At 61.4% G+C, this 25,888-nt stretch carries 30 protein-coding genes; 22 read left to right on the top strand and 8 right to left on the bottom strand.

Annotated features, from left to right (window positions below; genetic code table 11):
- Positions 1–11 precede the first annotated feature (11 nt).
- The 3 genes from O2N64_RS04225 to O2N64_RS04215 all read right to left on the bottom strand — a co-directional run bounded on the left by O2N64_RS04225 (position 12) and on the right by O2N64_RS04215 (position 4,702).
- Positions 12–1,811, bottom strand: a complete 1,800-nt coding sequence (locus O2N64_RS04225) for an AMP-dependent synthetase/ligase (protein ID WP_271079037.1) — start codon at positions 1,809–1,811, stop codon at positions 12–14.
- 107 nt (positions 1,812–1,918) lie between these two features.
- Positions 1,919–3,649 carry a gamma-glutamyltransferase gene (gene ggt, locus O2N64_RS04220; protein ID WP_271079036.1) on the bottom strand — a complete coding sequence of 577 codons (1,731 nt, stop codon included), beginning with the start codon at positions 3,647–3,649 and terminating at the stop codon, positions 1,919–1,921.
- 9 nt (positions 3,650–3,658) lie between these two features.
- Positions 3,659–4,702, bottom strand: coding sequence for a quinone-dependent dihydroorotate dehydrogenase (locus O2N64_RS04215; RefSeq protein WP_271079035.1), 1,044 nt, complete (start codon positions 4,700–4,702; stop codon positions 3,659–3,661).
- Between the two features lie 311 nt (positions 4,703–5,013).
- On the opposite strand from O2N64_RS04215, the gene O2N64_RS04210 reads away from it, so the two are divergent.
- The 14 genes from O2N64_RS04210 to O2N64_RS04145 all read left to right on the top strand — a co-directional run bounded on the left by O2N64_RS04210 (position 5,014) and on the right by O2N64_RS04145 (position 15,199).
- The gene (locus O2N64_RS04210; protein ID WP_271079034.1) at positions 5,014–6,834 is read left to right on the top strand and encodes a DUF885 domain-containing protein; all 1,821 of its coding nucleotides are present in this window, start codon (positions 5,014–5,016) and stop codon (positions 6,832–6,834) included.
- A 152-nt stretch (positions 6,835–6,986) separates the two neighbouring features.
- Entirely contained in the window at positions 6,987–7,853 is an 867-nt protein-coding gene (locus O2N64_RS04205; protein WP_271079033.1) for a helix-turn-helix domain-containing protein, read from the top strand.
- A 1-nt stretch (position 7,854) separates the two neighbouring features.
- On the top strand, positions 7,855–7,992 hold the full coding sequence (locus O2N64_RS04200; protein WP_271079032.1) for a hypothetical protein: 138 nt from the start codon (positions 7,855–7,857) through the stop codon (positions 7,990–7,992).
- Positions 7,993–8,223: 231 nt separating this feature from the next.
- Complete coding sequence (locus tag O2N64_RS04195) at positions 8,224–8,646, top strand: SUF system Fe-S cluster assembly regulator (protein WP_271079031.1); 423 nt, start codon at positions 8,224–8,226, stop codon at positions 8,644–8,646.
- Positions 8,643–10,139 (top strand): Fe-S cluster assembly protein SufB, encoded by a 1,497-nt coding sequence (gene sufB / locus O2N64_RS04190; RefSeq protein WP_271079030.1) that lies wholly within the window; start codon positions 8,643–8,645, stop codon positions 10,137–10,139. The genes O2N64_RS04195 and sufB overlap by 4 nt, the downstream gene beginning before the upstream one ends.
- Positions 10,136–10,510, top strand: a complete 375-nt coding sequence (locus O2N64_RS04185; protein ID WP_271079029.1) for a hypothetical protein — start codon at positions 10,136–10,138, stop codon at positions 10,508–10,510. The genes sufB and O2N64_RS04185 overlap by 4 nt, the downstream gene beginning before the upstream one ends.
- Positions 10,503–10,988, top strand: a complete 486-nt coding sequence (locus O2N64_RS04180; protein ID WP_271079028.1) for a DUF559 domain-containing protein — start codon at positions 10,503–10,505, stop codon at positions 10,986–10,988. The genes O2N64_RS04185 and O2N64_RS04180 overlap by 8 nt, the downstream gene beginning before the upstream one ends.
- The gene (locus tag O2N64_RS04175; RefSeq protein ID WP_271079027.1) at positions 10,985–11,233 is read left to right on the top strand and encodes a hypothetical protein; all 249 of its coding nucleotides are present in this window, start codon (positions 10,985–10,987) and stop codon (positions 11,231–11,233) included. The genes O2N64_RS04180 and O2N64_RS04175 overlap by 4 nt, the downstream gene beginning before the upstream one ends.
- The gene (gene sufC / locus O2N64_RS04170) at positions 11,233–11,985 is read left to right on the top strand and encodes a Fe-S cluster assembly ATPase SufC (protein WP_271079026.1); all 753 of its coding nucleotides are present in this window, start codon (positions 11,233–11,235) and stop codon (positions 11,983–11,985) included. The genes O2N64_RS04175 and sufC overlap by 1 nt, the downstream gene beginning before the upstream one ends.
- The gene (locus O2N64_RS04165) at positions 11,985–12,368 is read left to right on the top strand and encodes a hypothetical protein (protein WP_271079025.1); all 384 of its coding nucleotides are present in this window, start codon (positions 11,985–11,987) and stop codon (positions 12,366–12,368) included. Before sufC ends, O2N64_RS04165 begins: the two co-directional genes overlap by 1 nt.
- Positions 12,365–13,123, top strand: coding sequence for a SufD family Fe-S cluster assembly protein (locus O2N64_RS04160; RefSeq protein WP_271079024.1), 759 nt, complete (start codon positions 12,365–12,367; stop codon positions 13,121–13,123). The genes O2N64_RS04165 and O2N64_RS04160 overlap by 4 nt, the downstream gene beginning before the upstream one ends.
- The gene (locus tag O2N64_RS04155; protein WP_271079023.1) at positions 13,120–14,304 is read left to right on the top strand and encodes an aminotransferase class V-fold PLP-dependent enzyme; all 1,185 of its coding nucleotides are present in this window, start codon (positions 13,120–13,122) and stop codon (positions 14,302–14,304) included. The genes O2N64_RS04160 and O2N64_RS04155 overlap by 4 nt, the downstream gene beginning before the upstream one ends.
- Positions 14,304–14,843 (top strand): SUF system Fe-S cluster assembly protein, encoded by a 540-nt coding sequence (locus tag O2N64_RS04150; RefSeq protein WP_271079022.1) that lies wholly within the window; start codon positions 14,304–14,306, stop codon positions 14,841–14,843. The genes O2N64_RS04155 and O2N64_RS04150 overlap by 1 nt, the downstream gene beginning before the upstream one ends.
- Positions 14,843–15,199 carry a HesB/IscA family protein gene (locus O2N64_RS04145; protein WP_271079021.1) on the top strand — a complete coding sequence of 119 codons (357 nt, stop codon included), beginning with the start codon at positions 14,843–14,845 and terminating at the stop codon, positions 15,197–15,199. Before O2N64_RS04150 ends, O2N64_RS04145 begins: the two co-directional genes overlap by 1 nt.
- 10 nt (positions 15,200–15,209) lie before the next feature.
- Here the strand turns inward: O2N64_RS04145 and O2N64_RS04140 are convergent, their stop codons facing one another.
- The 3 genes from O2N64_RS04140 to O2N64_RS04130 form a co-directional block, all read right to left on the bottom strand.
- The gene (locus O2N64_RS04140; protein ID WP_271079020.1) at positions 15,210–16,151 is read right to left on the bottom strand and encodes a hypothetical protein; all 942 of its coding nucleotides are present in this window, start codon (positions 16,149–16,151) and stop codon (positions 15,210–15,212) included.
- An 82-nt stretch (positions 16,152–16,233) separates the two neighbouring features.
- Complete coding sequence (locus O2N64_RS04135; protein ID WP_271079019.1) at positions 16,234–16,662, bottom strand: hypothetical protein; 429 nt, start codon at positions 16,660–16,662, stop codon at positions 16,234–16,236.
- Positions 16,663–16,666: 4 nt separating this feature from the next.
- Entirely contained in the window at positions 16,667–17,374 is a 708-nt protein-coding gene (locus O2N64_RS04130; protein ID WP_271079018.1) for an EI24 domain-containing protein, read from the bottom strand.
- A 92-nt stretch (positions 17,375–17,466) separates the two neighbouring features.
- On the opposite strand from O2N64_RS04130, the gene O2N64_RS04125 reads away from it, so the two are divergent.
- The 3 genes from O2N64_RS04125 to O2N64_RS04115 all read left to right on the top strand — a co-directional run bounded on the left by O2N64_RS04125 (position 17,467) and on the right by O2N64_RS04115 (position 20,020).
- A complete protein-coding gene (locus tag O2N64_RS04125) occupies positions 17,467–18,465 on the top strand; it encodes an adenosine kinase (protein WP_271079017.1) in 999 nt (332 codons plus the stop codon).
- Between the two features lie 92 nt (positions 18,466–18,557).
- A complete protein-coding gene (locus O2N64_RS04120) occupies positions 18,558–18,863 on the top strand; it encodes a hypothetical protein (protein ID WP_271079016.1) in 306 nt (101 codons plus the stop codon).
- Between the two features lie 236 nt (positions 18,864–19,099).
- On the top strand, positions 19,100–20,020 hold the full coding sequence (locus O2N64_RS04115; RefSeq protein ID WP_271079015.1) for a LysR substrate-binding domain-containing protein: 921 nt from the start codon (positions 19,100–19,102) through the stop codon (positions 20,018–20,020).
- A gap of 12 nt (positions 20,021–20,032) precedes the next feature.
- On the opposite strand, the gene purD is transcribed toward O2N64_RS04115, so the two are convergent.
- On the bottom strand, positions 20,033–21,313 hold the full coding sequence (purD, locus tag O2N64_RS04110; RefSeq protein ID WP_271079014.1) for a phosphoribosylamine--glycine ligase: 1,281 nt from the start codon (positions 21,311–21,313) through the stop codon (positions 20,033–20,035).
- Here purD and xseA point away from each other — a divergent pair.
- From xseA to O2N64_RS04090, 4 genes are all read left to right on the top strand, one after another.
- Positions 21,312–22,772 carry an exodeoxyribonuclease VII large subunit gene (gene xseA / locus O2N64_RS04105; RefSeq protein WP_271079013.1) on the top strand — a complete coding sequence of 487 codons (1,461 nt, stop codon included), beginning with the start codon at positions 21,312–21,314 and terminating at the stop codon, positions 22,770–22,772. The two genes, purD and xseA, sit on opposite strands and share 2 nt — an antisense overlap.
- Positions 22,773–22,832: 60 nt before the next feature.
- The gene (locus tag O2N64_RS04100) at positions 22,833–23,036 is read left to right on the top strand and encodes a DUF2093 domain-containing protein (RefSeq protein ID WP_271079012.1); all 204 of its coding nucleotides are present in this window, start codon (positions 22,833–22,835) and stop codon (positions 23,034–23,036) included.
- A 68-nt stretch (positions 23,037–23,104) separates the two neighbouring features.
- Positions 23,105–23,968, top strand: coding sequence for a M23 family metallopeptidase (locus O2N64_RS04095; protein ID WP_271079011.1), 864 nt, complete (start codon positions 23,105–23,107; stop codon positions 23,966–23,968).
- Positions 23,969–23,979: 11 nt separating this feature from the next.
- Complete coding sequence (locus tag O2N64_RS04090; protein WP_271079010.1) at positions 23,980–24,936, top strand: esterase-like activity of phytase family protein; 957 nt, start codon at positions 23,980–23,982, stop codon at positions 24,934–24,936.
- Between the two features lie 70 nt (positions 24,937–25,006).
- On the opposite strand, the gene rpmB is transcribed toward O2N64_RS04090, so the two are convergent.
- On the bottom strand, positions 25,007–25,297 hold the full coding sequence (gene rpmB, locus O2N64_RS04085; RefSeq protein WP_271079009.1) for a 50S ribosomal protein L28: 291 nt from the start codon (positions 25,295–25,297) through the stop codon (positions 25,007–25,009).
- A 114-nt stretch (positions 25,298–25,411) separates the two neighbouring features.
- On the opposite strand from rpmB, the gene O2N64_RS04080 reads away from it, so the two are divergent.
- A complete protein-coding gene (locus tag O2N64_RS04080) occupies positions 25,412–25,867 on the top strand; it encodes a nucleoside deaminase (protein WP_271079008.1) in 456 nt (151 codons plus the stop codon).
- Positions 25,868–25,888: the final 21 nt, after the last annotated feature.

Genomic DNA, 25,888 nt, shown 5'->3' with positions numbered 1-25,888 from the left:
TGCGCAACACATTAATAAAGCTCTTCAAGCCGCTCGCCATAAGCCTCCATGATGAAAGGCCGGCGGATTTTCATGGTCGGGGTCATCTGATCGTTGTCGACCGAGAAGGGCTCATCCGCGAAGGTGAATTTGCGCACCTTCTCGATGACGGAAAGATCTTGGTTGGTGCGATCGATCGCCGCTTTCATGGCGCTGCGGAAAGCGGGGAGCTCCTGCAATTCTGTCATGTCGAAAGGAATATCGTTCGCCCGTGCCCAGGCGAGCGCCCATTCGGCATCGGGCACGATCAGCGCGACCATATATGGTTTCTTGTCGCCCGCGATCATCGCCTGGCTGATTTCAGGCTGCAAAGTCAGCATGCCTTCCAGCTTTTGCGGGGCGACATTATCGCCCTTGTCGTTGACGATGATGTCCTTCTTGCGATCGGTGATCTTGATCCGGCCTTTCTCGTCGAGATGGCCGACATCGCCTGTATGCAGCCAGCCGCCTTCCAGCGTCCGCTCGGTATCTTCGGGGCGCTGCCAGTAGCCGGTCATCACCAGCTCGCCGCGCACGAGGATTTCGCCGTCATCGGCGATCTTGACTTCGACCCCGCGCATCGGCGGGCCGACAGTGTCCATTTTCAGGCCCACTTTGGGCCGATTGCAAGCGACGACGGGCCCGCTCTCGGTCTGCCCGTAACCCTGCAGCATGGTGAGGCCCATAGCCTCGAAGAAATTGCCGACTTCCGGGTTGAGTGGCGCGCCGCCCGAAACCATCGCCTTCATCCGCCCACCGAACTTGGCGCGGATTTTGGGGCGCAGCGTGCGCTCGAGGATCATGTCCATCGGCCTGTCGAGCAGCGATTTGCGGCCCGTTTCGCTTTCCTTCGCAGTGATCTGGAGCGCGCGGTCCATCAGGTAATTGGCGACTTTTCCCTGCTTTTCGACCTGCTTCATGATGCGCGTGCGAAGCACTTCGAACAGGCGCGGGACGACGACCATGATGGTCGGGCGCACTTCCTCGATATTGCTTGCGAGCTTTTCGAGACCCTCGGAATAGAAAATCTCGGCGCCCACGCTGATCGGCAGGAATTGCCCGCCGGTGTGTTCGTAAGAATGGCTTAGCGGCAGGAACGACAGGAAGCGTTCGTCCTTGATGCCGAAATCCTCGATCAGGATTTCTGCTGCACCGCTGACATTGCAGAGCAGCGCACCATGCGGCTGGAGCACGCCGCGCGGGGCGCCGCTGGTGCCGCTCGTATAGATGATGCAGGCCGTGTCGGCGCGCTGGATTTTGCCAATCCGCTCTTCAACTGCCTTGCGCGCGGCATCGGCATCGCCGCTGATCATGTCATCCCACTTGTGCAGGTCGAACGTGCCCGACTGCGCTGTGGAGATGCCTTCCATTACAATCACATGGTTGGCCTTGCCGGTTTTCATGATCGCAGGGAACAAGGGCTTTGCCAGCCTCGCGTTCGAAACGATGACCGCGCGCGCGCCCGAATCGTCCAGGATATGCGAATGATCACGTTCGGTATTGGTGGTATAAGCCGGTGTGCTGATGCAACCGGCAGCCATAATCGCCAGATCGGCAATACACCATTCGGGCCGGTTTTCCGATACGATGACGACCCGGTCCCCTTCGTGCAGGCCGATCTCACGCAGTTTCTCTGACATCAGACAAACGCGTTGAGCGACTTCGGCCCAGGAAATGGTTTCCCACCCGCCTTCACCTTTGAAGCCGAGGAATGGCGCATCGCCTTTCTCATCTGCCCGTTTCAGAAACAGGCTGACGAGGTTTTGCGCATTATCGATATCGTTCAGAACCACGCGGCATCTCTCCTGCACCGGGTTTGTCCCGGCAAATTATCTGTTGCTGGACGGATTACGCGCACCGCCCATGCTGGGCAAGCCTGCCCCTATCAAGCAATCTATGCCTACTGGGCGGCAGATGTTCCCTCGCTGCGCGGATCGGCAGCGCCAATCCAGCCGTCGCCCACCCATTCGACGGCGTTGGCCTTGAGCGGCAGGCTGCGCGTGGTGACTGAGTGGCCCAGCGCCTCGAGTCCTTCTTGCAGACCGGGCACAGCATTGTCCTCTTCCAGCGAAACCGTATCGCCGGGCGAATAGAGCATGGGCAGCGCGATCGCGTCCTGCGCGGAGAGGCCCCAGTCGATATATCCCATCAGCGCCTTGGCCACCTGCACCGGAATGGTGCCACCGCCCGCCGCACCGATCGCGAGCACGGGATTGCCGTCAATATCGAAGACAATGGTCGGCGCCATGGAGCTGCGCGGTCGCTTGCCGCCTTCGACCCGATTGGCGACAGGCGCGCCATTGCGCTCTGGCCGGAAGCTGAAATCGGTCAGCTCGTTATTGAGGTAGAAACCGCCATACATCAGGCCCGATCCGAATGGTCCTTCGATAGTCGAGGTCCAGCTGACCACATTGCCCGACGAATCGACGACCGCAAAATGACTGGTGCCATGCTCCTCAGGCTCGTCCCCATCGGCGAAGGCCTGGATAACGCCGGCAGGTACGCCTGCATCTGGCTCTGCCATGCGCATATCGGGCGAGATGAGCTGACTGCGTTCTGCCAGATAGGTGGGATCGACAAGCTGTTGCGCCGGGACCGGGACAAAATCCGGATCGGCGAGATAGAGCTCGCGGTCGGCATAGGCGAGCCGCTGGCTTTCAGCGAAAAGATGCCAAGCGGTCACGCTTTCTGCGCCCATTGCACCGATGTCAAACCGCTCGAGTTGGCCGAGAATCGCAAGTACCGTGGTTGCTCCGGACGAAGGCGGTCCCATCGAACAGATCAGATGCTCGCGATAGGTCCCGCACAGCGCATCGCGCGCGGTGGCAGAATAGCTGGTGATGTCGGTTTCGGCCATCCCGGCATCGCCCGGCGTGTTCTCCGCGACATGCTCGGCCAGACCTTCTGCCATTGTGTCGTAGAAATGGTCGGGCCCCGAACGCGCTAGAGCTTCCAGCGTCTGCGCCAGTTCGGGATTGGTCACCCGCGTGCCTACGGGCAGGATATTGCCCTCATGGTCGAAAAAAAGCGCCTCGCCTTCGGCCTGATGGGCAGCGCGCTCGCGCACGCGCTCCGCGTAATTGACGAAGCGCGGTGTCAGCTCCCAGCCTTCGCTGGCGAGGCGAATGGCGGGCTGGAACAGGTCTTCCCAAGGCAGCTTGCCATGTGCTGCATGGGCCTCGGCGGCGAGGGCAATGTTGCCGGGAACGCCAACAGATCGGCCACCGATCACGGCCTCGCGATATCCCAGCGGCTCGCCGTCGGCACCGAGAAACCAGTCCGCCCCTGCCTGTGACGGCGCGGTTTCGCGGCCATCGATGGTGATCAGCTCTCCGTTGTCATCGTGGTGCAGGAAGAACCCGCCGCCACCGATTCCGGAGCTTTGCGGTTCGACTACGGTCAGTGCGAGCATGACTGCAATCGCCGCGTCGGTGGCGCTGCCGCCCTGGCGCAGGATTTCAACGCCGGCTTCGGTCGCGCGCGGGTCTGCGGCACTCACCACCCCGGGAATGGTAGGGCCGGGGATATCAGCCGCGGGAGCTGAAACAGCGGGACGAATCTCTTCGCTGGTCTGGCATGCGGCCAGAGCGAGCGGTGCGGAAAGAGCGAGAACCAGGCGCAATGATTTCATGCGCACCTGCTATTCGGTTCCGACCGCCTCGGCAATGGTGGCAAAGCCATCGCGCTTCATCAGACTTTCCAGCCCTTCGCAGATATCGCGAGCAATGCCCGGTCCGCGATAGACCATGGCGCTGTAGAGCTGGACGAGGCTGGCGCCTGACCGAATGCGCTCCCACGCGTCTTCAGCCGTGGCGATACCGCCGACGCCGATCAGCGGCATTTCGCCGCCAGTGGCCGCGCGAAAATCGCGCACCCGTTGCAGCGCCTTTGCTTTCAGCGGCGCGCCCGACAGTCCGCCTGTTTCACTTGCATGGGACGATTGGAGCGGAGGCCGATCGATGGTGGTGTTGGAGACGATGAGAGCGCCCAGCGACTTGTCTTTTGCGATGCGCGCAATGGCATCCACGTCGCTTGGTTCGAGATCGGGCGCGACCTTGAGGAAGACCGGCGGAGGCGCTTCGCCACAGACCTCTGCGCGCGCTTCGAGCACCCCGTCGAGCAGGCCGATCAGCGCGCCTTCATCCTGTAGTGCTCGCAGTCCGGGCGTGTTCGGGCTGGAAATGTTGACGGTGAGGTAGGAGGCGTGGGGCGCCATCAGCCGCGTCATCAGCGAATAATCGGCCTCTCTGTCTGCACTATCCTTGTTCGCGCCGATATTGATGCCGACGATGCCTTCTCGCGCCGCACGTGCCTTGATCCGTTCCAGCGCGGCTTCGGCGCCGCCATTGTTGAATCCCATGCGATTGATAATCGCGCGGTCTTCGACCAGCCGGAACAGGCGCGGCTTCGGGTTTCCAGCCTGCGGTTTGGGCGTAATCGTGCCGACTTCGGCATGGCCGAAACCAAAGCCCAGAAGCGCGTCGGGAACCTCGGCATTCTTGTCGAACCCTGCCGCCATTCCCAGCGGGTTGGGGAAGCGCAGTCCTGCCAGCTCAACTGTCAACGGGCTGCCGGACTTTGGCGGCGCTTTTGTCGGAGCGGCTTTCAGTGCAGCGATTGTCAAACCGTGCGCGCGCTCGGCATCGAGTTTGAATATTGCCGGCCGGAGAATGTCGTAAATCATGCGCTGCCAATGGCAGCGAACGGGCTGAATATGCAATCCCGCGAGTCGATCCATGCAAGAATATTCGGCAATTTTTGATGTGATGTGATTTTGTGTCGCCTTCTTACAATCAATTGTAACATAAAACGCTCAGAACGACTTTGCGACCCGAAGGGCTCGGAACGTTCAGCGTGACGAGTTCTCCACTCAAAGGGGCGGTGATCTCAGGATCGCCGCCCTTTTTTTGAGCCGCGTCTCCCGCGCACGCCTATTGGCAGGCCGCGGACTTTCTCTTAGGTGCCTTGCAACGATAAGAGAGAGGATCGCCATCGATGACAGCCAAGCTTTTGCGCAATGCAGCCCTTGCTACCAGCGCGTTCGCCCTGACCGCATGTGCCGCCAGCCCGATGCCGCAGAGCACAGCTTCGACCAATTCGCCCATTGCAGCTGAGGCGACAGTACCCTCCGACATCAACACCTTCTTCGACATGTACGACAGCGCGTCGCTTGAATTGTCGCCGCAGACCAAGGCCTATCGCGGCATAAGGGACGAGGATTACGGCCTCTGGAATGACCCATCCGCCGAAGCGGAAGAGGCGCAGCGGGCGATGCGGATGTCCTTCCTGGCTCGCATGCAAATGGGCTATGATCTGAGTGCGCTCGAAGGGCAGGATGCGCTGTCTTACCGCCTGTTTGAAGCGACCAATGCGCGATCGGAACTGCTCTATCCCTTCCGTGAATATGGCTACATCTTCGACCAGATGAACGGCGCGCAGAGCGGCATTCCGGCATTCCTCATCAACACGCATGCGGTGCAGAATGCCGACCATGCCCGCGCCTATGTCGAGCGTATTGAAGGCATCGGCCCCTATCTCGATACGCTGATCGCCCGCTCTGCCGAGCGTGCCGCCGATGGCGTCATGCCGCCCGACTGGGTTTATCCTTATGTTCTGTCGGACATCACAAATCTGCTCGATGCGGGGCTCGACAATGCCGTGCTCGAAGATTTTCGGAGCGAAGTGGCCGAGCTCGACATCAGCGAAGATGAACGCGGCAGCCTGATCGCCGATGCCGAAGCCGCGTGGTCGTCCTCTGCTGCACCAGCCTACGGCCGATTGCGTTCCGAAATGCTGCGCCAGCAGGGCTTTGCGCCGACCGACGACGGTATCTGGCGCTTCGATCGCGGGGCGGAATATTACGATGCGTTGCTGAGTTATTACACGACCACCGATCTCAGCGCCGATGAGATCCACCAGATTGGGCTGCGCGAAGTCGACCGGATTCACGGCGAAATGCGCGCGATTATGGAGCAGGTCGGATTTGAAGGGACCTTGCAGGAGTTCTTCGAATACACCCGCAATGGAGACCAGTTCTTCCACACCAGCCGCGAGGACTACCTGGCCGAGGTCGATCAGGTGGTCGCTGCGATGGAAGAACGGCTTCCCGATTATTTCATCACCCTGCCGGAATACGATCTGCAGGTGAAACCCGTCGAAGCCTTCCGCGAGCAGAGTGCGGGCAAGGCGTTTTACCAGAGTCCAGCGCCCGACGGCTCGCGCCCCGGCACCTATTACGTCAATCTTTACAATCTGCGCGATATGAGCCGGAACGAGCTCGAGGCGCTCGCCTATCATGAGGCTGTTCCCGGCCATCACATGCAGCGCGCGATCCAGACCGGGCTCGGCGATCTGCCGCCTTTCCGCCGCTTCGGTGGCTTTACCGCCTACACCGAAGGCTGGGGCCTCTATTCCGAAGAGCTGCCGAAGGAGATGGGCTTCTACACCGATCCCTATTCCGATTTCGGACGGCTCGGCATGGAATTGTGGCGTGCCTGCCGCCTGGTGGTGGACACCGGAATGCATCATCACCGCTGGAGCCGGGAAGAAGGCATCGCCTATCTCACCGAAAACACGCCCAATCCCGATGGCGATATCCGCAAGGCGATTGAGCGCTATCTCGTCTATCCGGGGCAGGCGACCGCTTACATGATCGGCAAGCTGAAGATCATGGAGCTGCGCGAACGCGCACGGACCCAGCTGGGCGATGACTTCGACATCCGGCAATTCCACGAAGTGGTGCTGACGAACGGGCCTGTCCCGCTCGACATCCTCGAAGAACAGGTCGATGATTGGATTGCCGCAGAAATGCAGTGATGCGGCAAGGTCAAGAGATGTCGCTACGATACAATCATATTGTGCGGGTCGGCGCTATGACTGCCTCCAGAGGTTGCATGGGGAACATCGGCATTACGTCCGTTTCCCCAACTCGAGAGGCGGCATGGCGTACGGGTCGCAAGTAGTGCGCCATGTCGTTTCCCTTTTCCCTTACGTACTATGATCCGCCCGAACATCTGAAGCGGCACCTCACCGTGCTGTTTCACTTCGCCACGGATGCAGAGCTTACCGAGGATGCGGTGTCGGGCGCGCTGGCGCAGTTTAATATCTTTCCCTGCGGGACGGGAGAGATCGCCTTCGATGGGCCAGCCCATCCCGTCACGGCGAAAGCGAATCTATCCGCCGGCACGACGGTCGCTGCAAAGTTCCGGATGAAGGGGCCGTGGCATGCGATCGGCGCTACGCTGACCCCGCTTGGCTGGGCGGCGCTCACCAAAGAGCCGGCACAGCGTCACATCAATCGCTACTTCCCGGCGGAGGAATTGCTCGGGAGCGAGGTCACCGACTTCAGCGAAGCATTGAGCGCCAGATATGTGTCGGGTGAATTGACGCCCGAAGACGCCTGTTCTGCGCTCGGAGACTGGATCGCCGCGCATCTGGGTACGGTTTCGCCGCAGCATGAGAGATTGATTGAGCAGACGATCACGTGGCTCGGCAGCGCGCTCAATCCCGATATCGAAGACCTCTTCCCGACTCTTAATTATTCGCGCAGGCAGGCCGAGCGGCTGGTCGAGCGGTTCTTCGGCCTCCCGCCGGCGGCGGTCGCCCGGAAATTCCGCGCCATCCGCGCCTCGGCGATGCTTGCGAAAGAGGATTTGTCGGATGCCGAGGCGGCGGCGATCGCGGAAGCATTCTACGATCAGCCGCATATGGTCCGCGAGATCAGCCGCTACTGTGGCTACACGCCGAAGCGGCTCGGCGGCGATGGGCAGCCGATCCTGAAGACCTTGCTGCAGATGAAGAATTTCCACCGCCTGCAGGAATTCCGGGCTTCTTAGTTTGCAAAGCCGCATCCGCGGCTTTGTCCTCGGTGCTATTCGCTCCGCCGGGACTGCGTTCCGCCTGCGCGGCACCTGCGGGCTTGGCGGTTGCTCGCTGTCGCTGACCTGCGGGCAGCGATACCAGCACTTCGTCTGACCTTTGTTGCGGAGCTCGCTCGGCGACCAGCCGAGGGCAAGGCCGAACGGCCGCCCGCAGCGGGCGCGTAACGTAGTGAAGCGCGTCTAGCGAGGACGCGGCCACGGATGTGGCCGCATGAAACAAAGATGCTAACGACTCGCAACAAGGGGAAATGGCTTGATTCCGCCAGTTTCGCGCATAAATGGCTAATCGGAACGAATTGGTCCAATTAAAGCAAACCCGAGTCTTATGCGCCTGTCCAACCTTGCCGATTATGCTGTCGTCACCATGAGTGCGGCTGCGCGCCATTGCGGTGGCGGGCGCACCAGAGCGGGCGAATTGGCGAGCGAGACCGGACTTCCTGTGCCGACGGTACAGAAAGTCGTCAGCAAGCTGAGTGCTGCTGGCCTGCTGCGCTCGACACGCGGCGCTGGCGGCGGATTGCAGCTGGCCCGTCCGGCCGCGGCAATCAGCGTTGCCGATATTGTCGAGGCGGTGGAAGGGCCGATTGCGCTCACACCTTGCGTCACCGGCAGCGATTGCGCGGTCGAAGAGAATTGCGCGGTCAAGCCGCATTGGCCAATCGTCAACGCCGCTCTGCGCGGCGCGCTTGCCGATATTTCGCTGGTCCAACTCGCACGAACCGAACCACAGGAAACCGAAGTCGCATGACTGATGATGTGAAAGTCCAAGACCGATCCGAAATGGATGCCGAAGCCAAAGAGGCCGCTGCGAAAGCGGCTGAATATGAGCATGGCTGGTCTTCGGACATCGAAACCGAATTTGCCGAAAAAGGCCTCACCGAAGATACGGTGCGCTTTATTTCGGCCAAGAAGAATGAGCCTGAATGGATGCTCGAATGGCGGCTGAAGGCCTTCCGCCTGTGGCAGACCATGGCAGAGCCCGACTGGGGCAAGCTCGGCTATCCCGAGATCGATTACCAGGATGCCTATTATTTCGCCGAGCCGAAGAAGAAGCCCAAGCTGGAATCGCTCGATGAACTCGATCCCGAGATCAAGGCGGTTTACGACAAGCTAGGCATTCCGATTGCCGAGCAGGAAGTGCTCGCCGGCGTCGAAGGTGCGCGTAAGGTTGCCGTCGATGCGGTGTTCGACAGTGTTTCGGTCGCCACCACTTTCCGCGAGGAATTGAAGAAGGCAGGCGTTATCTTCCTGTCGATCTCGGAAGCGATCAGGGAATATCCGGAGCTGGTGAAGAAGTGGCTCGGCAAGGTCGTGCCGCAGAAAGATAACTTCTTCGCGACGCTCAACTGCGCGGTCTTCTCGGACGGCACCTTTGTCTACATTCCCGAGGGCGTCCGCTGCCCGATGGAACTCAGCACCTATTTCCGCATCAATGCCGAGAATACAGGGCAGTTCGAACGCACGCTGATCGTCGCCGAGAAGGGGTCTTACGTCTCCTATCTCGAAGGCTGCACCGCGCCCATGCGTGACGAGAACCAGCTTCACGCTGCCGTGGTCGAGCTGGTCGCGATGGAAGATGCCGAGATCAAATATTCGACCGTCCAGAACTGGTATCCTGGCAACAGCGAAGGCGTGGGCGGGATCTACAATTTCGTGACCAAGCGCGGCCTGTGTCAAGGCGCTCGCTCGAAGATCAGCTGGACGCAGGTGGAAACAGGCTCTGCGGTGACGTGGAAGTATCCGTCATGTGTGCTCAACGGGAAGGATTCGGTGGGCGAATTTTATTCGGTCGCCGTGACGAACAATCACCAGCAGGCCGATACCGGCACGAAGATGATCCACAATGCGAGCGGCACCCGCTCCACGATCATCTCCAAAGGTATCTCTGCGGGCAAAAGCAACAACACCTATCGCGGCAAAGTGGCGATTGCCGCTAATGCCGAAAATTGCCGCAATTTCACCGAGTGCGACAGCCTGCTGCTCGGCAGCGAATGCGGCGCACACACGGTGCCCTATATCGAAGTGCGCAACCCCACCGCGCAGATCGAGCATGAAGCGACCACCAGCAAAATCTCCGACGACCAGCTGTTCTACGCCATGCAACGAGGGCTGGACGAGGAAGAGGCCGTGGCGCTGATCGTCAACGGCTTTGCCAAGGACGTGCTGAAAGAGCTGCCAATGGAGTTCGCCGTCGAAGCGCAGAAACTGCTGGCGATTTCGCTTGAGGGGAGTGTGGGATGACCGGCGCTTCTATCCTCTTTCTTCTGGCTGCGGTTGGTTCGCAGGATGTCGTTCCTTCGGAGCAATTACCTGAGTCCACAATAACCGTTTCAGCCGAGCGACTCCGCGATTTCCGCGGCCGCTGGCATTTGCCGGAAGCGGGAAGCGCGACCTGTGAAATCCGCCGTTCTACGGGAGACGATGAGCTGGACCAGCTTGCCTGCGCTGCCATCATCCAGTGCGTCGACGAAAATCTTTCCACCATCGCACGCGGGCGGGACCGGTCGCTCCCACGCGACGAAAGGCGCGCCGCTACCGCCCAAACGCGCGAAACCATGCGAGCATGTTCTGCAGAACGGCTAACGGATTTGGAGGAGCGTCTCAGTGTCTGAACGCAAAACCCTCAAGGTCCGCGACACCGCCGAAGCGCCCGAGCTCAAGAAGAAGGGCCGCGGCTGGGAAATCAGCGAGAAGCGGCTCGATGCGCTGCATGATCGTGCGCGCGAGATGAAACGGCATGCGAGCCCTGCGCACAAGGCTCTGGCGGAGCGTTTTGCCAAGGCTGACCTTGGCAAATACACTTTCAAGCGCTTTGCCGTGGTCGGCAGCGCGATTGTCGACTTCAATTGCCACATCCTCGGGATGGCCATCGTAATCGATGAGGAAGGCGATGACGAGAAGCTCAATCGCCGCCGCGACAAGAGCCTCGAAAGCGTCGGCATCAAGGTGATGCACCTCAAGGCCGACGATATTCTCGAGAACATGGATGATGTGCTGAAGCGGATCACCGCCGGGATGCGCCTGCGCATTGCCGACAAGGCCGAAGCACGGCGTGAGCATTTCGCCCAGCGCAAGGGTGATCGCCGATGAGCGCCGCAATCGCCAAACTTGTCGCGATGAGCGAAGGGCACGGCCTGAAGGGCGAGCTCAACAAATGGTCCAAGGCCGATGTCTGGACCTTTGCCGAGCCCATGCCCGAGGACGTCCGCCTCGCCGGTACGGCAGAGCCGGCGGTCGACTATTACGAACAGATGCCCGGTCCGCATTTCGCGGGCGATGTGGGCTTTATCGATGGCGAAGCGAAAACCGCCATCTCATTCATTTGGAACAAGTGATGCTGAAAATTGAAAACCTCTCCGCCGAGATCGACGGCAAGCAAATCCTGAACGGCCTGACCCTCACGGTCGAGGCAGGCGAAATCCATGCGATCATGGGCCCCAATGGCGCGGGCAAGTCAACGCTTGCCTATGTGTTGGGTGGTCGCCCGGGTTACGAAGTGACCGGCGGTTCGGTGACGTTCAATGGCGAGGACCTGCTCGACATGGACCCGCATGAGCGGGCCGCTGCGGGCATGTTCCTCGGCTTCCAGTACCCGGTCGAAATCCCCGGCGTTTCCAATGTCCAGTTCCTGCGCGAAGCGCTCAATTCCCAGCGCAAGGCGCGCGGGGAAGAGCCGCTGTCCGGCGGGGAATTCCTGAAGCTTGCCAAGGAAAAGGCCGGTTTGCTGAAGCTCGACATGGATATGCTCAAGCGCAATGTGAATGTCGGCTTCTCCGGCGGCGAGAAGAAGCGCAACGAGATGGTCCAGATGGGCATTCTCGATCCGCAGTTCGCCGTGCTGGATGAGACCGATAGCGGCCTCGATATCGATGCTTTGCGCGTTGTGGGTGAGGGCATCAACACCATCATGCGCGATCCCGCCAAGGGCGTGTTGCTTATCACGCACTACCAGCGCCTGCTCGATGTGGTGCAGCCGGACAAGGTGAGTATCCTTGCCAGGGGTCGTATCGTCGAGACCGGCGGGCCGGAACTCGCGCACCGCCTTGAAGAAGAAGGCTATGATGCCGTGATGGCGGAGAGCGCCTGATGTTGTTTCTCAGCCTTCTGCTGGCGCAAGCCGCGGCGGTGCCGCAGGACGCGCCTCCACCGCCCGAAATTCAGGAAGAAATCCGCGTCATGGCCGAGCGGCTTGGCAATTCCACCATCAACGTCCGCCGCCGCGACGGTGTCTTCCGCTGCGACGTGGAAGTGAGCACCGGCGATGACGCGCTCGATGCGGTGCGCTGCGATGCCCTGCGCTATTGTATGATGCAGGTCGATCCGCAGGTTCAGGCGCTCGGCGAACTCGACCTGCCGCGCCGTGAGCGTGATGCGCGCATCAACGAGCTGGCGCAGAGCGTCGGCCCCTGTTCTGAAGATTACGAAGATGCCGTGCTGACGCGCATGGCGTGGGAGCGTGCGCAATCATGAGTGACACAGCAACCCTTCCTTTGCCCACCAATCGCGATGAAGACTGGCGCTACTCCGATGGCGCATGGCTCGCCGCCGCGCAGGCCGATGTCGTGCATGCATGGCGGGAGATCGAAATTCCCGCGGGCGAAACGCGGTGCGAGGTACTCGCTACCGGTGAGGACGCCGTCGAACGGCTCCGCGTGACCGTGGGCAAGGGCGCTCGTTTCGAGGCTTTCGCCATTCTCGACAAGGACAGCTATCGCCGCACCGAAGTCGAAGTGACGCTGCACGATGGCGCGCATTTCGAATTTGGCGGCGTCACGATTGGCGGCGGCGAGGCGACACAGGAATTCGTTACCCGCACAATCCATGCAGAGCCCAATGGCACGTCGAACCAGACGGTCCGCGCGGTCCATTGGGGCACGGCAACGGGCAATTTCCTCGGCCGGATCGAAGTCGTGCGCGATGCGCAGAAGACCGATGCGGCGCAGAATTTCCGTGCCATCCTGCTGGAAAAGGGTGCGACGGCGAACACCAAGCCGGAACTCGAGATCTTTGCCGACGATGTGCAGTGCGAACACGGTGCCGCCATCGGCCAGATGGATGAAATGGCGGGCTATTACATGGCCAGCCGCGGAATTCCGCCGAAGGTCGCGCGCAAGCTGCTGGTGCAGGCCTTTATCGGCGATGCCTTTTTGGAACTGGCTGATGACGAACTGCGCGAGCAGATGATGGAACAGGCCCTCGCCAAGCTGGACGAGGCTACGCTTTGAGTACCGACACACTCTCTCGTAAGGTAGATTTTCCGGGTCTCGTCACGGCAGACGGCGCGCCCTGGCACTATCTCGACAGCGCCGCGACCGCGCAGAAGCCGCAAGCGGTGATCGACGCGATGGCGCGTGCGCTGGGTGAGGATTACGCCACCGTCCATCGCGGGGTGTATTCGCGCTCCGCAGAAATGACGCTGGGCTATGAAGAGGCGCGGCGCAAGGTCGCTGCGCTTGTCGGCGCGAATGAGAGCGAAGTCGTGTTCACTCGCGGTGCGACCGAGGCGATCAACCTTGTTGCCTATTCATATCCGGACAAGGGCAGGGTCCTGCTCTCCGAATTGGAACATCATTCGAATATCGTTCCATGGCAATTGGCGGGCTGGCAGGTCGATGTGTGTCCTCTCACCGATGATGGACAAATCGATCTCGATGCTGCCGAAGCCATGCTGACACACGAGCACAGGATGGTGAGTTTCGCGCATGTCTCCAACGTGCTGGGCTCGGTGCTCGATGCAAAGCGCGCGGCTGACTTGGCACATAGCGTCGGCGCGAAGCTGCTGCTCGATGGGTGCCAGGCCGTGCCGCGCCTGCCGGTCGATGTGGCGGCGCTCGATTGCGATTTCTACGCCTTCAGCGCGCACAAACTCTACGGCCCGACCGGGATCGGCGCGCTGTGGGGCAGGGCGGAGCTGCTCGATGCCATGCCGCCCTGGCAAGGCGGCGGCGCGATGATCGACCAAGTCGGTTTCGACCGGACAACTTACGCTCCCGCGCCGCAACGCTTCGAAGCTGGTACGCCGGCGATTACCGAAGCGATCGCTTTCGGCGCAGCTTGCGATTACGTCTCGGCGATCGGTCTCGAAACCATCCACGCACATGAGGCGCGGCTGGTCGCGCAAACGCGTGACGCACTCGGCGCAATGAACGATGTGACGCTTTATGGCCCTGACAATTCGGCGGGAATCGTCAGTTTCCTGATCGATGGTATTCACCCGCACGATTTGGGCACCATATTGGATGAAGAGAATGTGGCGATCCGCGCGGGCCACCACTGCGCCCAGCCACTGATGGAAAAGCTCGGCATTCCCGCCACTGCGCGCGCCAGCTTCGGCATTTATTCGGATGAAGAGGACGTCGCGGCGCTTATTCGCGGCATCGAACGCACCAAAAGGATTTTCGGCTGATGGACAACCACGATTCAGCGACAAGCGACAAGAAAGACTATATCGCAGCACCCTCGCCGACCGAACAGGTCGTCGAGAAGCCGCCCCGCGCCCGCGTGGAGGATGCGCCGTTGCCGGATCACATCTCGGAGGCGGAAGTGAAGGAAACGGCGGGCGCCAAGCTGGAGCGCAAGCGGGATTACCTGGAAGGCTTCCTCGCCAAGAAGCCTGAGGGCGTAGCTCCGGGCGAGCCGGGCGGCGAATTGCACCAGAATGTGATCGATGCGCTGAAGGACATTTATGATCCGGAAATCCCGGTGAATATCTACGACCTCGGCCTGATCTACAATGTGGAAGTCTCCGACGATTCCGATGTGGTCGTCACCATGACGCTCACCACACCGCATTGCCCGGTGGCCGAAACCATGCCGAACGAGATCGAAATGCGCGTGATGGGCCTTCCCGGCGTGCGCGATGCCGAAGTCGTGGTGACATGGGATCCGCCATGGGATCCCTCCAAGATGTCGGACGAAGCCCGACTCGAACTGGGAATGCTGTGATGGCTGATACCAAGATCCGTGAAATTCCCGCCGCCGTCAAACTGACGCCAGCTGCTGAACAGCGCGTGGCAGATCTTATGGCAAAGGCTCCAGACGATGCGATCGGCGTAAAGCTCTCAACCCCGCGCCGCGGATGTTCCGGTCTCGCTTACTCGGTCGATTACGTCACCGAAGAGGCCAAATTCGACGAGAAAATCGAAACGCCGGGCGGCGTCTTCTATATCGATGGCGCCAGCGTGCTCTATCTGGTGGGCAGCACGATGGACTGGGTGGAAGACGATTTCACCGCCGGCTTCGTGTTCGAAAATCCCAACGCCAAGGGCGCATGCGGCTGCGGTGAAAGCTTTATGGTCTGAGGCTGAAACCTCAGCGCCGGTCGCTTTCTTCTGCGAGAAAATCGAGCAACGCCTGGTCGTATGCGTCGATCTTGCCATTCAGCTCGATCTGCGCGTCTAGCCAGTCCTTTTCCGTACCCGTTATTTCGGCATGCTCGGACACCTGTTCCTCGCGGCTCGCGCCAGCATCGCGCTTGCCGAATATGACCCCGAATACATTCGGCGATGCCATCGCCATCTTGCCCATGAATCCACCGACGCTCGCTTTGTTGTCGGCGACGAAAGCGTCCAGTTCCATCTGGCGTTCTCGGCTGATTTGGCCTGATGGGGCGGAGAAGCCCATGAGGTAGTTGCCCACGCCTTGCACGAACAGGCGCTTGAATTCGGGCGCATTGGCGGAGTGTTCGGTGGCGTCCTTGATGCGGAAAAGCATTTCGGCTTCGCTGCGGCTTACAGCGGCGGGACGATCTCCGGCAGAACCGAAAATGACCCGGCGAATGAGTGAGCATTCGGCTTCGCTGACATGCGTCTCCGATAGCTCCCCGCCATCGCGCGTGGGCCCGGTGCCGTTCATCACCTCATCCTCAAGCACTTCGAGGACGAAGGCCTTGAGTGCATCGGGCACGTTTTGCGCCTTTTCGATGATGCGGGTGAGCAATTCGAGTTCGGTCATCGAGCAGACGCGGCCATCTGCCTTGACCTGCGCGATCAGCCACTGCGCCTCGTCCTCGCTGGCATACCCGCGCGGTTCGCTCCCCTCGAGCACATATTGCTGGATGGCTTCGACGAAAAAATCGCTCCATTGGGGTGACGGATTGGTAGTCGCGTGCTGCGCGGCAAAGATTGCCTGGGCCTCTGCGCGGCTCATCTTGCCATCGGCCCAACCCGCGCGACGCATTTCGAGGATTTCCTCATTCGAAATGCCACCATCTGCGGCGGCCTGCTCAGCGATATTTGCGAAATGCATGCTCATGGTCTGCAACAATCCCCTTGTTTAGACGATTGATTGGCAGAACAGGCTTAAATTCGGGTTACCAAACCTTCTGCGAAGCCTTTCAGCGTGCTGAAAGCGCCTGAATACAGGCCAAGCGGTCCACCGCTGCGCCATCGGACGCGCGGCGCGCTTCTACCCATGTGGCGACGGGTTCTGCGCCGGGCGCCAGCGGATAGAGAAATACGTCGAGCACACAGGCCTGGCTTGAGAACTGCAGCTTGCGCATGTCGCCTTCACGCACATCGAGGCGCGGCTCGCCGAAGCGGCGCGTCAGGACCGCTGCGGGCTCGCGGATGATCCCGCCAAGGCCGGGGCCCTCCATGATGCGCGGCGCGGGCAGGTCACCGATAGGGCGCGGTGGTGGCAGGGTCGATGGCGGGACCTGCGTCGTCTCGTCCACCGGGCGCGGTGGCGGCGGTGGCATATCCTGCGTCGTCGTGGCGCAGGCGGAAAGCAGGGCAAGCAGTGCAAGGGATGCGAAAAAGCGCATGGTGTCAGGGGGCTTTCTGCAAACGGCGGTTGCGGTGAATAAGGTGGGTGGCGCTTGCTGCGCCCAAAACAGGCGCAAGCAGATTGGCGAATGGCACGGCCAGCAGTCCCGCGATTGCTCCACCCAGGAGGAAGCGCTCGCCTCTGCCGACCGGCGGGCTCTCGGCTTGTGCCTGCTGATGCCTCAGCCAGACCATGTCTTGCAATTCGCGGCCCAGCAGCAGCGCGTTGACGAACCAGAAGACAACGAATGTCCCCACGCCGGTGACCAGCAGCAATAGCGCGATCGGAAGCGCGATCAGATTGAACACCAGCGCGCGCAGGGCAGAGCGGGCGGCATTGCGCCCCTGCTCGGCAAAGCTGAGCTCGCGCGCCATGCTGGCTTCTTCGGGGTAATGTTTGCGTTCGACCGCCAGTACGACTTCATCGGCGAAGAATTGCACGACAGTCATCGCCACCAGTCGCCACACAAGCCACAGGCCGATTATGGCGAGAACGAGTGACAGCGCTCCTCTCAGCGTGCCTGCTCCTGCAAAACTGTCATCCTCCAGCCCGCCGCTCAGCAGCGCCCAGTCGAGAAGATTCCAGCCGGCAAAAGCAACAATCACGAAGATCACCAGCGTCACGGCAAGGCTTTTCAAGAGGATGCGCAGCACCGCGCCATCGAACAGCTGCCCGAAGCCAAGCGCCAAAGATTTTCCGAGCCGTGTCATCTTGGGTTGCGATTGCGCGGCCCTTCCGCCAAGTCAACGCCGACGCGGCGAAACCCGCCAAATAATCGATTATTACCGCATCAGGAGTTTTCATGACCGAACCCCGTTACGACGTTATCGCCATCGGCAATGCCGTGGTGGACGTGATCGCATCGTGCAGCGATGAATTGATTGAGGAGCTGGGCCTCAATCGCGGCGGCATGACGCTGATCGACGCCGATGGGGCAACTTCGCTCTATGCCGCGATGGGCCAGGCGCGCGAAGTATCGGGCGGTTCGGCAGCGAACACCTTGGCAGGTGCCAGCATGCTCGGCCTGCAGTGCGCCTTCGTTGGCCAGGTGTGTGACGATCAGCTGGGCGAAGTCTTCACCCATGACATGCGCGCGACCGGCATCGATTTCGACACGCCGCCGCTCCCGAAAGGCTCCCCTCCGACCGGCCGCTGCCTGATTTTCGTGACTCCCGATGGCGAGCGCACGATGAACACCTTCCTTGGTGCGGGCCAGTCGCTGCCAGCAGAGGCGCTCGACGAAGAGCTGATCGCCAGCGGCGCGATCCTCTATCTCGAAGGCTATCTCTGGGATCCGGAAGAGCCGCGCAAGGCCATGCGCCGCGCCATCGATGTGGCCAAGGCTGCGGGCCGCAAGGTCGCCTTCACCGCCAGCGAAAGCTTCGTGATCGACCGCCACGGCGATGATTTCCGCCAGATGATCGATGATGGCGTGATCGATATCCTTTTCGTCAACGAGCATGAACTCGCCACGCTGACAGGCGAGGAAGACTTCGACGCCGGTATCGCCGCCGTGCAGGATATGGTGCCCGTCCTCGTCGCCACCCGCAGCGCCAAGGGCGCGATCTGCGTTGCGAATGGAGAGCGCTTTGAAACAGCGGCAGAGCCGATCAACAAGGTCGTCGATACAACCGGCGCGGGCGACCAGTTCGCCGCAGGCTTCCTCTCAGGCCACGCCAAGGGCGAACCGATCGATGCCTGCCTGAAGCGCGGCGCTGTGGCTGCCGCCGAAGTGATCAGCCACTACGGCCCGCGTCCGGAAGTCGATATGAAAGCGCTGATGGCGGAGAAGCTGGGCTAGACTGCTCACGTCTTTACGTAACTCGAGGTCAGGAACCAATTCCCTCAAGCCCGCGTTTCGGCTCGGATCAACTTGCATGGGGAAGGAAGCTCATGACCGAAGAACGTATTACGAAAACGACGGACGAAACCGGCAACACCCACACCACGCACACGGTGGTGACCGACAACAACGGCAACAACAGCAGCGGCGGTTTTCGCTGGGGCTTTCTGCTGCTCATTGCCGTAATCGCCATCGGCGCATTCGTGGTTTTCACGCAGATGAGCGATGCCGAAATCGCACGTGACAACGCCATTGCCGATGCGGCCAACGATGTTGGCGATGCAGCCGGTCAGGTCGGCGATGCCGCAGAAGATGCTGGCAATGCCGTAGGGGATGCGGTCAACGAGGGCGAGTAATCTCGCGCGCTACTGGCGGATTGGATCTCGAGTGTTGGCTCAGACCTTAGCTCGAGACCGATCCGATCAGCAGGACCAGCGGCAATGCCAACACCACAAGGCGCGCCACGGCGAGTGATTGCTTTGGATCAGTCATATCAGTCTCCTTTGTGCTGACAGGAGCGATATGAAAGCGATCGGCTCACAATACCAATCAAAACTTGGCGAAAGCCATAAGTCTGGCTTATGGTACAACCATGCGAAACCTGCCTCCACTCTCGGCTATCCGGGGGTTTGAAGCCGCAGCCCGGCACAAGAATTTTACCCGCGCCGGGGAGGAGCTCGGCCTCACGCAGGCGGCTGTAAGCTACCAGATCAAGAATCTGGAACAGCGGGTCGGCATGCCATTGTTTGTCCGAGAGGGGCGGACCATGGAGTTGACCGCAGCTGGCGAAGCACTCGCGCCGCAGATCGCGCACGCCTTTACGGTTATGCAAAACGCTTTTGACGATCTGGGCGGCAATGACGACGCGGTCCTGTCGATCGCGTGCTTCCAGTCCTTTGCAGCAAAAGTCCTGGCGCCCCGTCTGGGCAAGTTTCAACTCGCCAACCCGCAGATCGCTCTGCGCCTGGAAGTCAGCAACAGTTTTGTCGATCTTGAAGCAGGCGAGTGCGATGTGGCTATCCGCCTCTCCCATAGCGTGCCCAAAGGTCTGGAACAGCACCCGTTGATGCAGCACGAGATTGCGGCGTTCGCGACGCCGGATTTCATCGCGGCAAATCCTCAATTCGCTGGCGACGATCCGGCCCTGCCAGACGATGACCGGATTTCGCCCGGTAGCAGCTGGTGGGATTTGTGGGATGCAGCGCGCTGCGATGATCGGAAAGACAAGGCCGCGACCGGTACGAAGCGAGGCCTGCAATTCGATTCACAAGTGCTTGATGCAGCGGCGGCGGCGAGCGGGAACGGCGTCGCTCTATTGTCGCCGGAACTCTTCCATGCAGAGATCGAGAACGGCGCACTCATTCAGGTGGGCAGCCGTGTGCTGAAACCCGATGCGCAATATCGGCTGATTTACCCCGAAGTCAGGCGCAACTCCGAGAAGGTGCGCGCTTTCCGCATCTGGCTGCTCCGGGAATTTGCCGACGCTTTTGGCGAGAGTCCCGGCTCAGGATAGCTCAGGCGCTCCCTACTCTCGCTCCAGCTCCCGCCAGCCGATATCGCTGCGGTAAAAACCACTCGGAAACTCAACGGCTGAAACCGCCGCGTAGGCGGCATCACGAGCGGCTTTCGTGTCATTGCCCAGCGCGGTGACATTCAGCACCCGACCGCCATTCGCGACGAGCTGGTCGCCATCGAGCTTCGTGCCCGCGTGAAAGACCTTTGCTCCGGTGGCTTCGGCATGGCCGAGATGGATCGCTCCGCCTTTCTCTGGCGTGCCGGGATAGCCCTTTGCGCACATCACCACGGTCATGGCTGTGTCGTCGCTGAATTCCGGCTCCGGCATCTCGCCGAGGGTCCCCTTGGCGCAGGCGAGCATGTATTCGGCGAGATCGCTCTGCAGCCGCATCATCAGCACCTGGCATTCAGGATCCCCGAAGCGGGCGTTGTATTCGACCAGCTTCACGCCCTCATCGGTCAGCATGAGGCCTGCATAGAGAACGCCCTGATAGGGATGACCGTCTTTGCGCATCTGCCGCACGGTGGGGAAAATGATGCGCTCGAGCGTTTCGGCGACCAGTCCATCGGTCAGCACGCGGGCCGGACTGTAGGCACCCATGCCGCCGGTGTTGGGGCCGGTATCGCCATCGCCCACGCGCTTGTGATCCTGCGCGGTGCCGAAAGGGACGACAGTTTCACCATCGGTGATGGCAAAGAAGCTGGCTTCCTCGCCTGCCATGAATTCCTCGATCACGACTTCAGCGCCCGCGGCACCGAATTTTCCGCCGAACATGTCCTCAAGCGCCTCTTCGGCATGGTCGATGCTGTCAGCGATGACCACGCCTTTGCCCGCAGCCAGCCCATCGGCTTTGAGCACGTAGGGCGGTGCGAACGTGCTGAGCGCCTGGCGCGCCTGTTCCAGCGAGGTGCAACGCACATAGCCAGCTGTCGGGATGCCCGCACGGTCGCACATTTCCTTGGTGAAGGCCTTGGAGCCTTCAAGTTGGGCCGCTTCCTTGCCCGGTCCGAAGGTCGGGATGCCGGCTGCCGACAAACTGTCCGCCAGCCCATCGACAAGCGGCGCCTCGGGGCCGATTACGACAAGCCCGATGTCGTGCTCTTTGGCAAAGCCGATCACTGCGTCATGATCGCCCGCATCCAGGCTCACCAGCTCCGCGCATTCGGCCATTCCCGGATTGCCCGGGGATACGTATAGCGTTCCGCCCTGCTCGGCCACGGCTGCGGATTGCGCCAGCTTCCAGCACAGGGCATGTTCGCGCCCGCCCGAACCCAGGACAAGGATATTCATGGCTGACGATACTCCATATGGCGATGATGCTTCGGGCGATGGCGGTCTGGTAGCGAAGGGTCGCGATGGCGACAATGCCGCGCCGCTATCGATTACCGCAATTTCGCAGGCACTGAAGCGCACAGTCGAGGATCGTTTCGGCTTCGTGCGGCTGCGCGGAGAGCTTTCGGGCGTGAAGCGGGCGGCATCGGGCCATGTCTACATGGCGCTGAAGGATGAGGGCGCGGTGCTCGATGCGGTGATGTGGCGCGGCAACGCCGGGCGGCTGCCTTTCCAGCCGGAAGACGGCATTGAGGTGGTCGCGAGCGGCAAGCTGACTACTTATCCGGGGCGCTCCAAATACCAGATCGTGGTCGATCGGATGGAGATCGCGGGCGAGGGCGCGCTGCTCGCCCTGCTGGAAAAGAACCGCAAGAAATTCGAGGCGGAGGGTCTCTTCGGCAATGTCCGCCGCCTGCCCTTCGCACCTAAGGTGATTGGCGTCGTGACGTCACCCACCGGCGCGGTCATCCGCGATATCCTCCACCGCCTCGAAGAACGCTTCCCCACCCATGTGCTGGTGTGGCCGGTGCTGGTGCAGGGGCAGGGTGCGGCAGAGCAGGTTGCGGCTGCGGTGCGTGGGTTCGGTGCGCTGGAGCCGGGCGGTGCGGTGCCAAGGCCCGATTTGCTGATTGTCGCGCGCGGTGGAGGCTCGATAGAGGATCTGTGGGCCTTCAACGAAGAGCCGGTGGTGCGCGCTGTCGCCGAATCGCCGATCCCCGTCATCAGCGCCGTCGGTCACGAGACCGATACGACGCTTTGCGATTTCGCCGCCGACAAGCGCGCGCCCACGCCGACTGCAGCGGCGGAAATCGCCGTGCCGGTGAAGCGCGAGCTGGAGGCGACGCTGGATGACCTCGCGCTGCGCCAGCGCAAAGTGGTGCGGCGCCCGCTCGATCTGGGCCGTGAACGGCTGGAGGCGCGCGTGCAGCGCCTGCCGGGCGCGGAGCAATTGTTGCAGCCCCACGCGCAGCGGCTCGACGATCTCGGTGCGCGATTGCGACAGGGATTGGTCGATCGCGCGGCCAAGGGGCGCGAGCGGCTGGCCGAAGCCCGCCTTTCACCGGGCATTTTGCGCGGCGCCTTGCGCGATGCATCGCAGCGGCTCACGTCGGCACGGTTGGTGCCAGCGCTTGTCACCCGGCCAATTTCGGAGCGCCGCCAGCAACTCGGTGCGCTGGCCCGCCTCGCCGAGCAATTGCATCCCGAAAAACCCTTGGCGCGCGGCTATGCCATGGTGCTTGACGGGGATGGCAAGGCGGTCACGACCGCGGCGGTAGCTGGAAACGAGCCAGTGCTCGGCATTCGATTCTCCGATGGAGAAATCAGGGCAGTACCGGGCGACTCTCCGCGAAAGCCGCGCAAGGCAGCCAAGGCGAAGCCGAGAGACGCAGATAGCGGCCAGACAGAGCTGTTCTAGGCCTTTCGGTCCTGTGGCGTGCAAATTGCTTTGTCGCCAAGCTGCCCCTAAATAGGGGAAATGCTAATGAACTCGTCAGAAAACGCCGCCACTCTGCTTTACGGGCCAAACGGCTTCCGTGTGATCAAGCCGGGACATTTCGTGCCCTGCGCTGTGAGCGGAACCCCGGTCCCCCTCGAAGAACTGCGCTATTGGAGCGTTGATCGGCAGGAAGCCTATTCGAGCCCCGAACTGGCGACGCAGCGGGCGATGGACGAGGCGTGATGGGCAAGGCCTGTTTTGCAGCTCCCGCAATTGTTGCGCTGATTGCCGGTTGCGCCGCCGTTCCTTCAGTGGAGGCGACACCGGATAACACCGAAACGGTGCAATCTGTCGCAACCGCTACGCCAGCGCCCATTCCTGCACCTTCTCCTGCCCCCACGCCTACCCGAACCGGGCCGTCGACGTTCCTCTTTAACGGTGAGCTGACGCAGGGCGGCTGGATCCGCGGGCAAGCTCCCGGCGGCACCGCATCTGCGCGCCTGGGCGAACAGGAATTGTCACTTGACGATGAGGGGCGATTCTTCGCAGCTTTCGACCGCGACGCTGAGTCCACGACCGAATTGGTAGCGACACTTGAAAGCGGCCGTGAAGTGCGCAGCCCGATCACCGTCTCCCCGCGCGACTGGAATATCGAACACGTCAATGTCGCACGGCGACCGGGCGGAGCGAGCGAAGCGTTCATGCGCCGCCGCCAGCCCGAGCTCGATGCGATCTGGGATGCACGCACCGCCAATTCCCCATCGGACGGCTGGAAGCAGGATTTCATCTGGCCGGTCACCGGGCGCATTTCCGGCCGTTTCGGCTCGCAGCGCATCTATCGCGGTGAGCCGGGCAGCTATCACTCCGGCCTGGATATCGCGCCCGGTGCAGGCGTGCCCTTCGTCGCTCCTGCCGATGGCGTGGTGACGCTGGCGGCGGATGACCCGTTCAGCCTTGAAGGCCACCTGATCATCATCGATCACGGCGCGGGCCTGAACAGCGCGTTCCTGCACAGCTCGCAGATCTTCGTGACCGAGGGGCAGCGGGTGCAACAGGGTGATCGGCTCGGCCTGATCGGTGCGACCGGGCGCGCGACGGGTCCGCATCTGCACTGGAGCATCAAATGGCATCTGGCGCGGCTTGATCCGCTGTTGTTTGTCGGCCCCATGCCATAACCAGGCGGCAGGTGCTTTCCTCGATCCGTCGCCGCAAAAGGCTTGTCCTGCTCATTGTAATCGGCGTGCTGTTGTTGGCGCTCAGCTGGTGGCGCAGTCCTGTATCGCTGCGTCCCTCCGATAAGTTCACGGTGACTGCCGTCGACATTGCCGAATCTTCGGAAGATGCGCCGCTTACCGCGACCCACGTTTGGGAAATTGAAGGATCGGGCGCCGGATTCGGCGGTTTCTCTGCGCTAATCGCCATGCCGAGCGGTCAGCTGCGCGCCTTTTCGGATCGCAACTGGCGCTTCACTTTCACCATGGGAGAGAACGGGCCGAAGGGCATGCATACGGCTCAGGTCATTCCAGGCGATGGCTTCGGCCTTGCGCTCTTCGATATTGAGGCGGCAACACCTGCTCCCGATGGCTCTGCCTACTGGCTCTCTTACGAAGCAACTCATGCGATTCATCGCTTTTGCGGCAATGATTCGGCAGAGCAGGTGCGATTGCTCGGGGATGAGCTCAATCTGCCGGCCAATGCCGGGCTGGAAGCCATGGTTCGGCTCGCGGACGGGCAATTCGTCGCTTTCGGAGAAGGGCGCAATCGCGGCTATATTTTTGCCGGTGATCCGGTGGACGGGGCTGAGATGGCGGCATTCCCGGTCGAATGGCCAGTCGCGGATTACCGCCCCACCGATGCCTCTCAACTGCCGGATGGCCGGGTCCTGGTGCTAATGCGCCGCTTTTCTCCGCTACCGCTTCCCACTTTTGAAAGCCTTCTGGTGGTGGGCGAGGCCCCCGTTCCCGATGCAATCTGGAGGCCGCAATTGCTGGCCAGCCTCGAAGGCATTGTGCCGCGCGAGAATTATGAAGGGCTTGCGGTGCGTCCGCTGCCCGGTGATGCAGCCGAACTGTGGCTGATTTCAGACGATAATTTCTCCGCCTTCCAGCGCACGCTGCTGGCGCGGCTGGTCTACGCGCCCTGATTGCAGGCACGAAAAAGCGCGCGAAGGATAACCCTCGCGCGCCATGAATTTCGTTTTTGAGCGCCGAAGCTTAGGCGGCTTCAGCCATGGCCTTTTTGAGCTCACGCTTCACCTTGAGCGCGCGCGTGGAAAGCTTCTCGTCGCGAGTCTTCAGCAGCCAGTTGTCGAGGCCGCCGTTGTGCTCAACGCTGCGCAGGCCCTGCGTCGAAACGCGGAACTTGAACGCACGGTCGAGCTTTTCGCTCAGCAGGGTGACGTTCTGCAGGTTGGGCAGGAATACCCGCTTGGTCTTGTTGTTGGCGTGGCTAACGTTGTTGCCGACCTGGCGGCCCTTGCCGGTAAGTTCGCAGATGCGCGACATGGCGAAATCTCTCGCTAATTTGTGATTCGGTTACAGCTTTAAGCTGGGAAAGGCGCGCGCATAGCGGTGGGGGGCGCTTGCGTCAAGCAACTCCGGGCCGTAGCGCATGGGGCAATGACCCGCTGGCCCACTCCCGAAGCGATGACGCGTGCCCTCGAATTGGCGCGCGAAGCCGCGCGTGTGGGCGAAGTGCCCGTGGGTGCGGTCGTCGTCAAGAACGGTGCGATAATCGGAGAGGGCTACAACCTGACCCGCTCCAGCCCCGATCCGACGGCCCATGCCGAAGTCGAAGCGATTCGCCGCGCAGCCAAGCATCTTGGCGATGAGCGCCTGACCGGCTGCGATCTCTTCGTGACGCTGGAACCCTGCGCCATGTGTGCCGGCGCGATCAGCCACGCCCGAATCGCGCGGCTATATTACGCGGCAGCTGACCCCAAGGGTGGCGCAGTGGACCATGGCGCGCGGGTGTTCGAGCAGGAGCAATGCCTGTACAAGCCGGAAGTGTATTCGGGCATGGCTGAGGGTGAAGCAGGCGAATTGCTGCGCGAATTTTTCAGGGTGCGGCGGTGAGATTGCTTGAAGTCTGAGCGA

Source organism: Aurantiacibacter sp. MUD61 (assembly GCF_027912455.1).
In the GTDB taxonomy this organism is placed as follows: Bacteria; Pseudomonadota; Alphaproteobacteria; order Sphingomonadales; family Sphingomonadaceae; genus Alteraurantiacibacter.
This window is presented reverse-complemented; position numbering and strand designations above follow the sequence as displayed.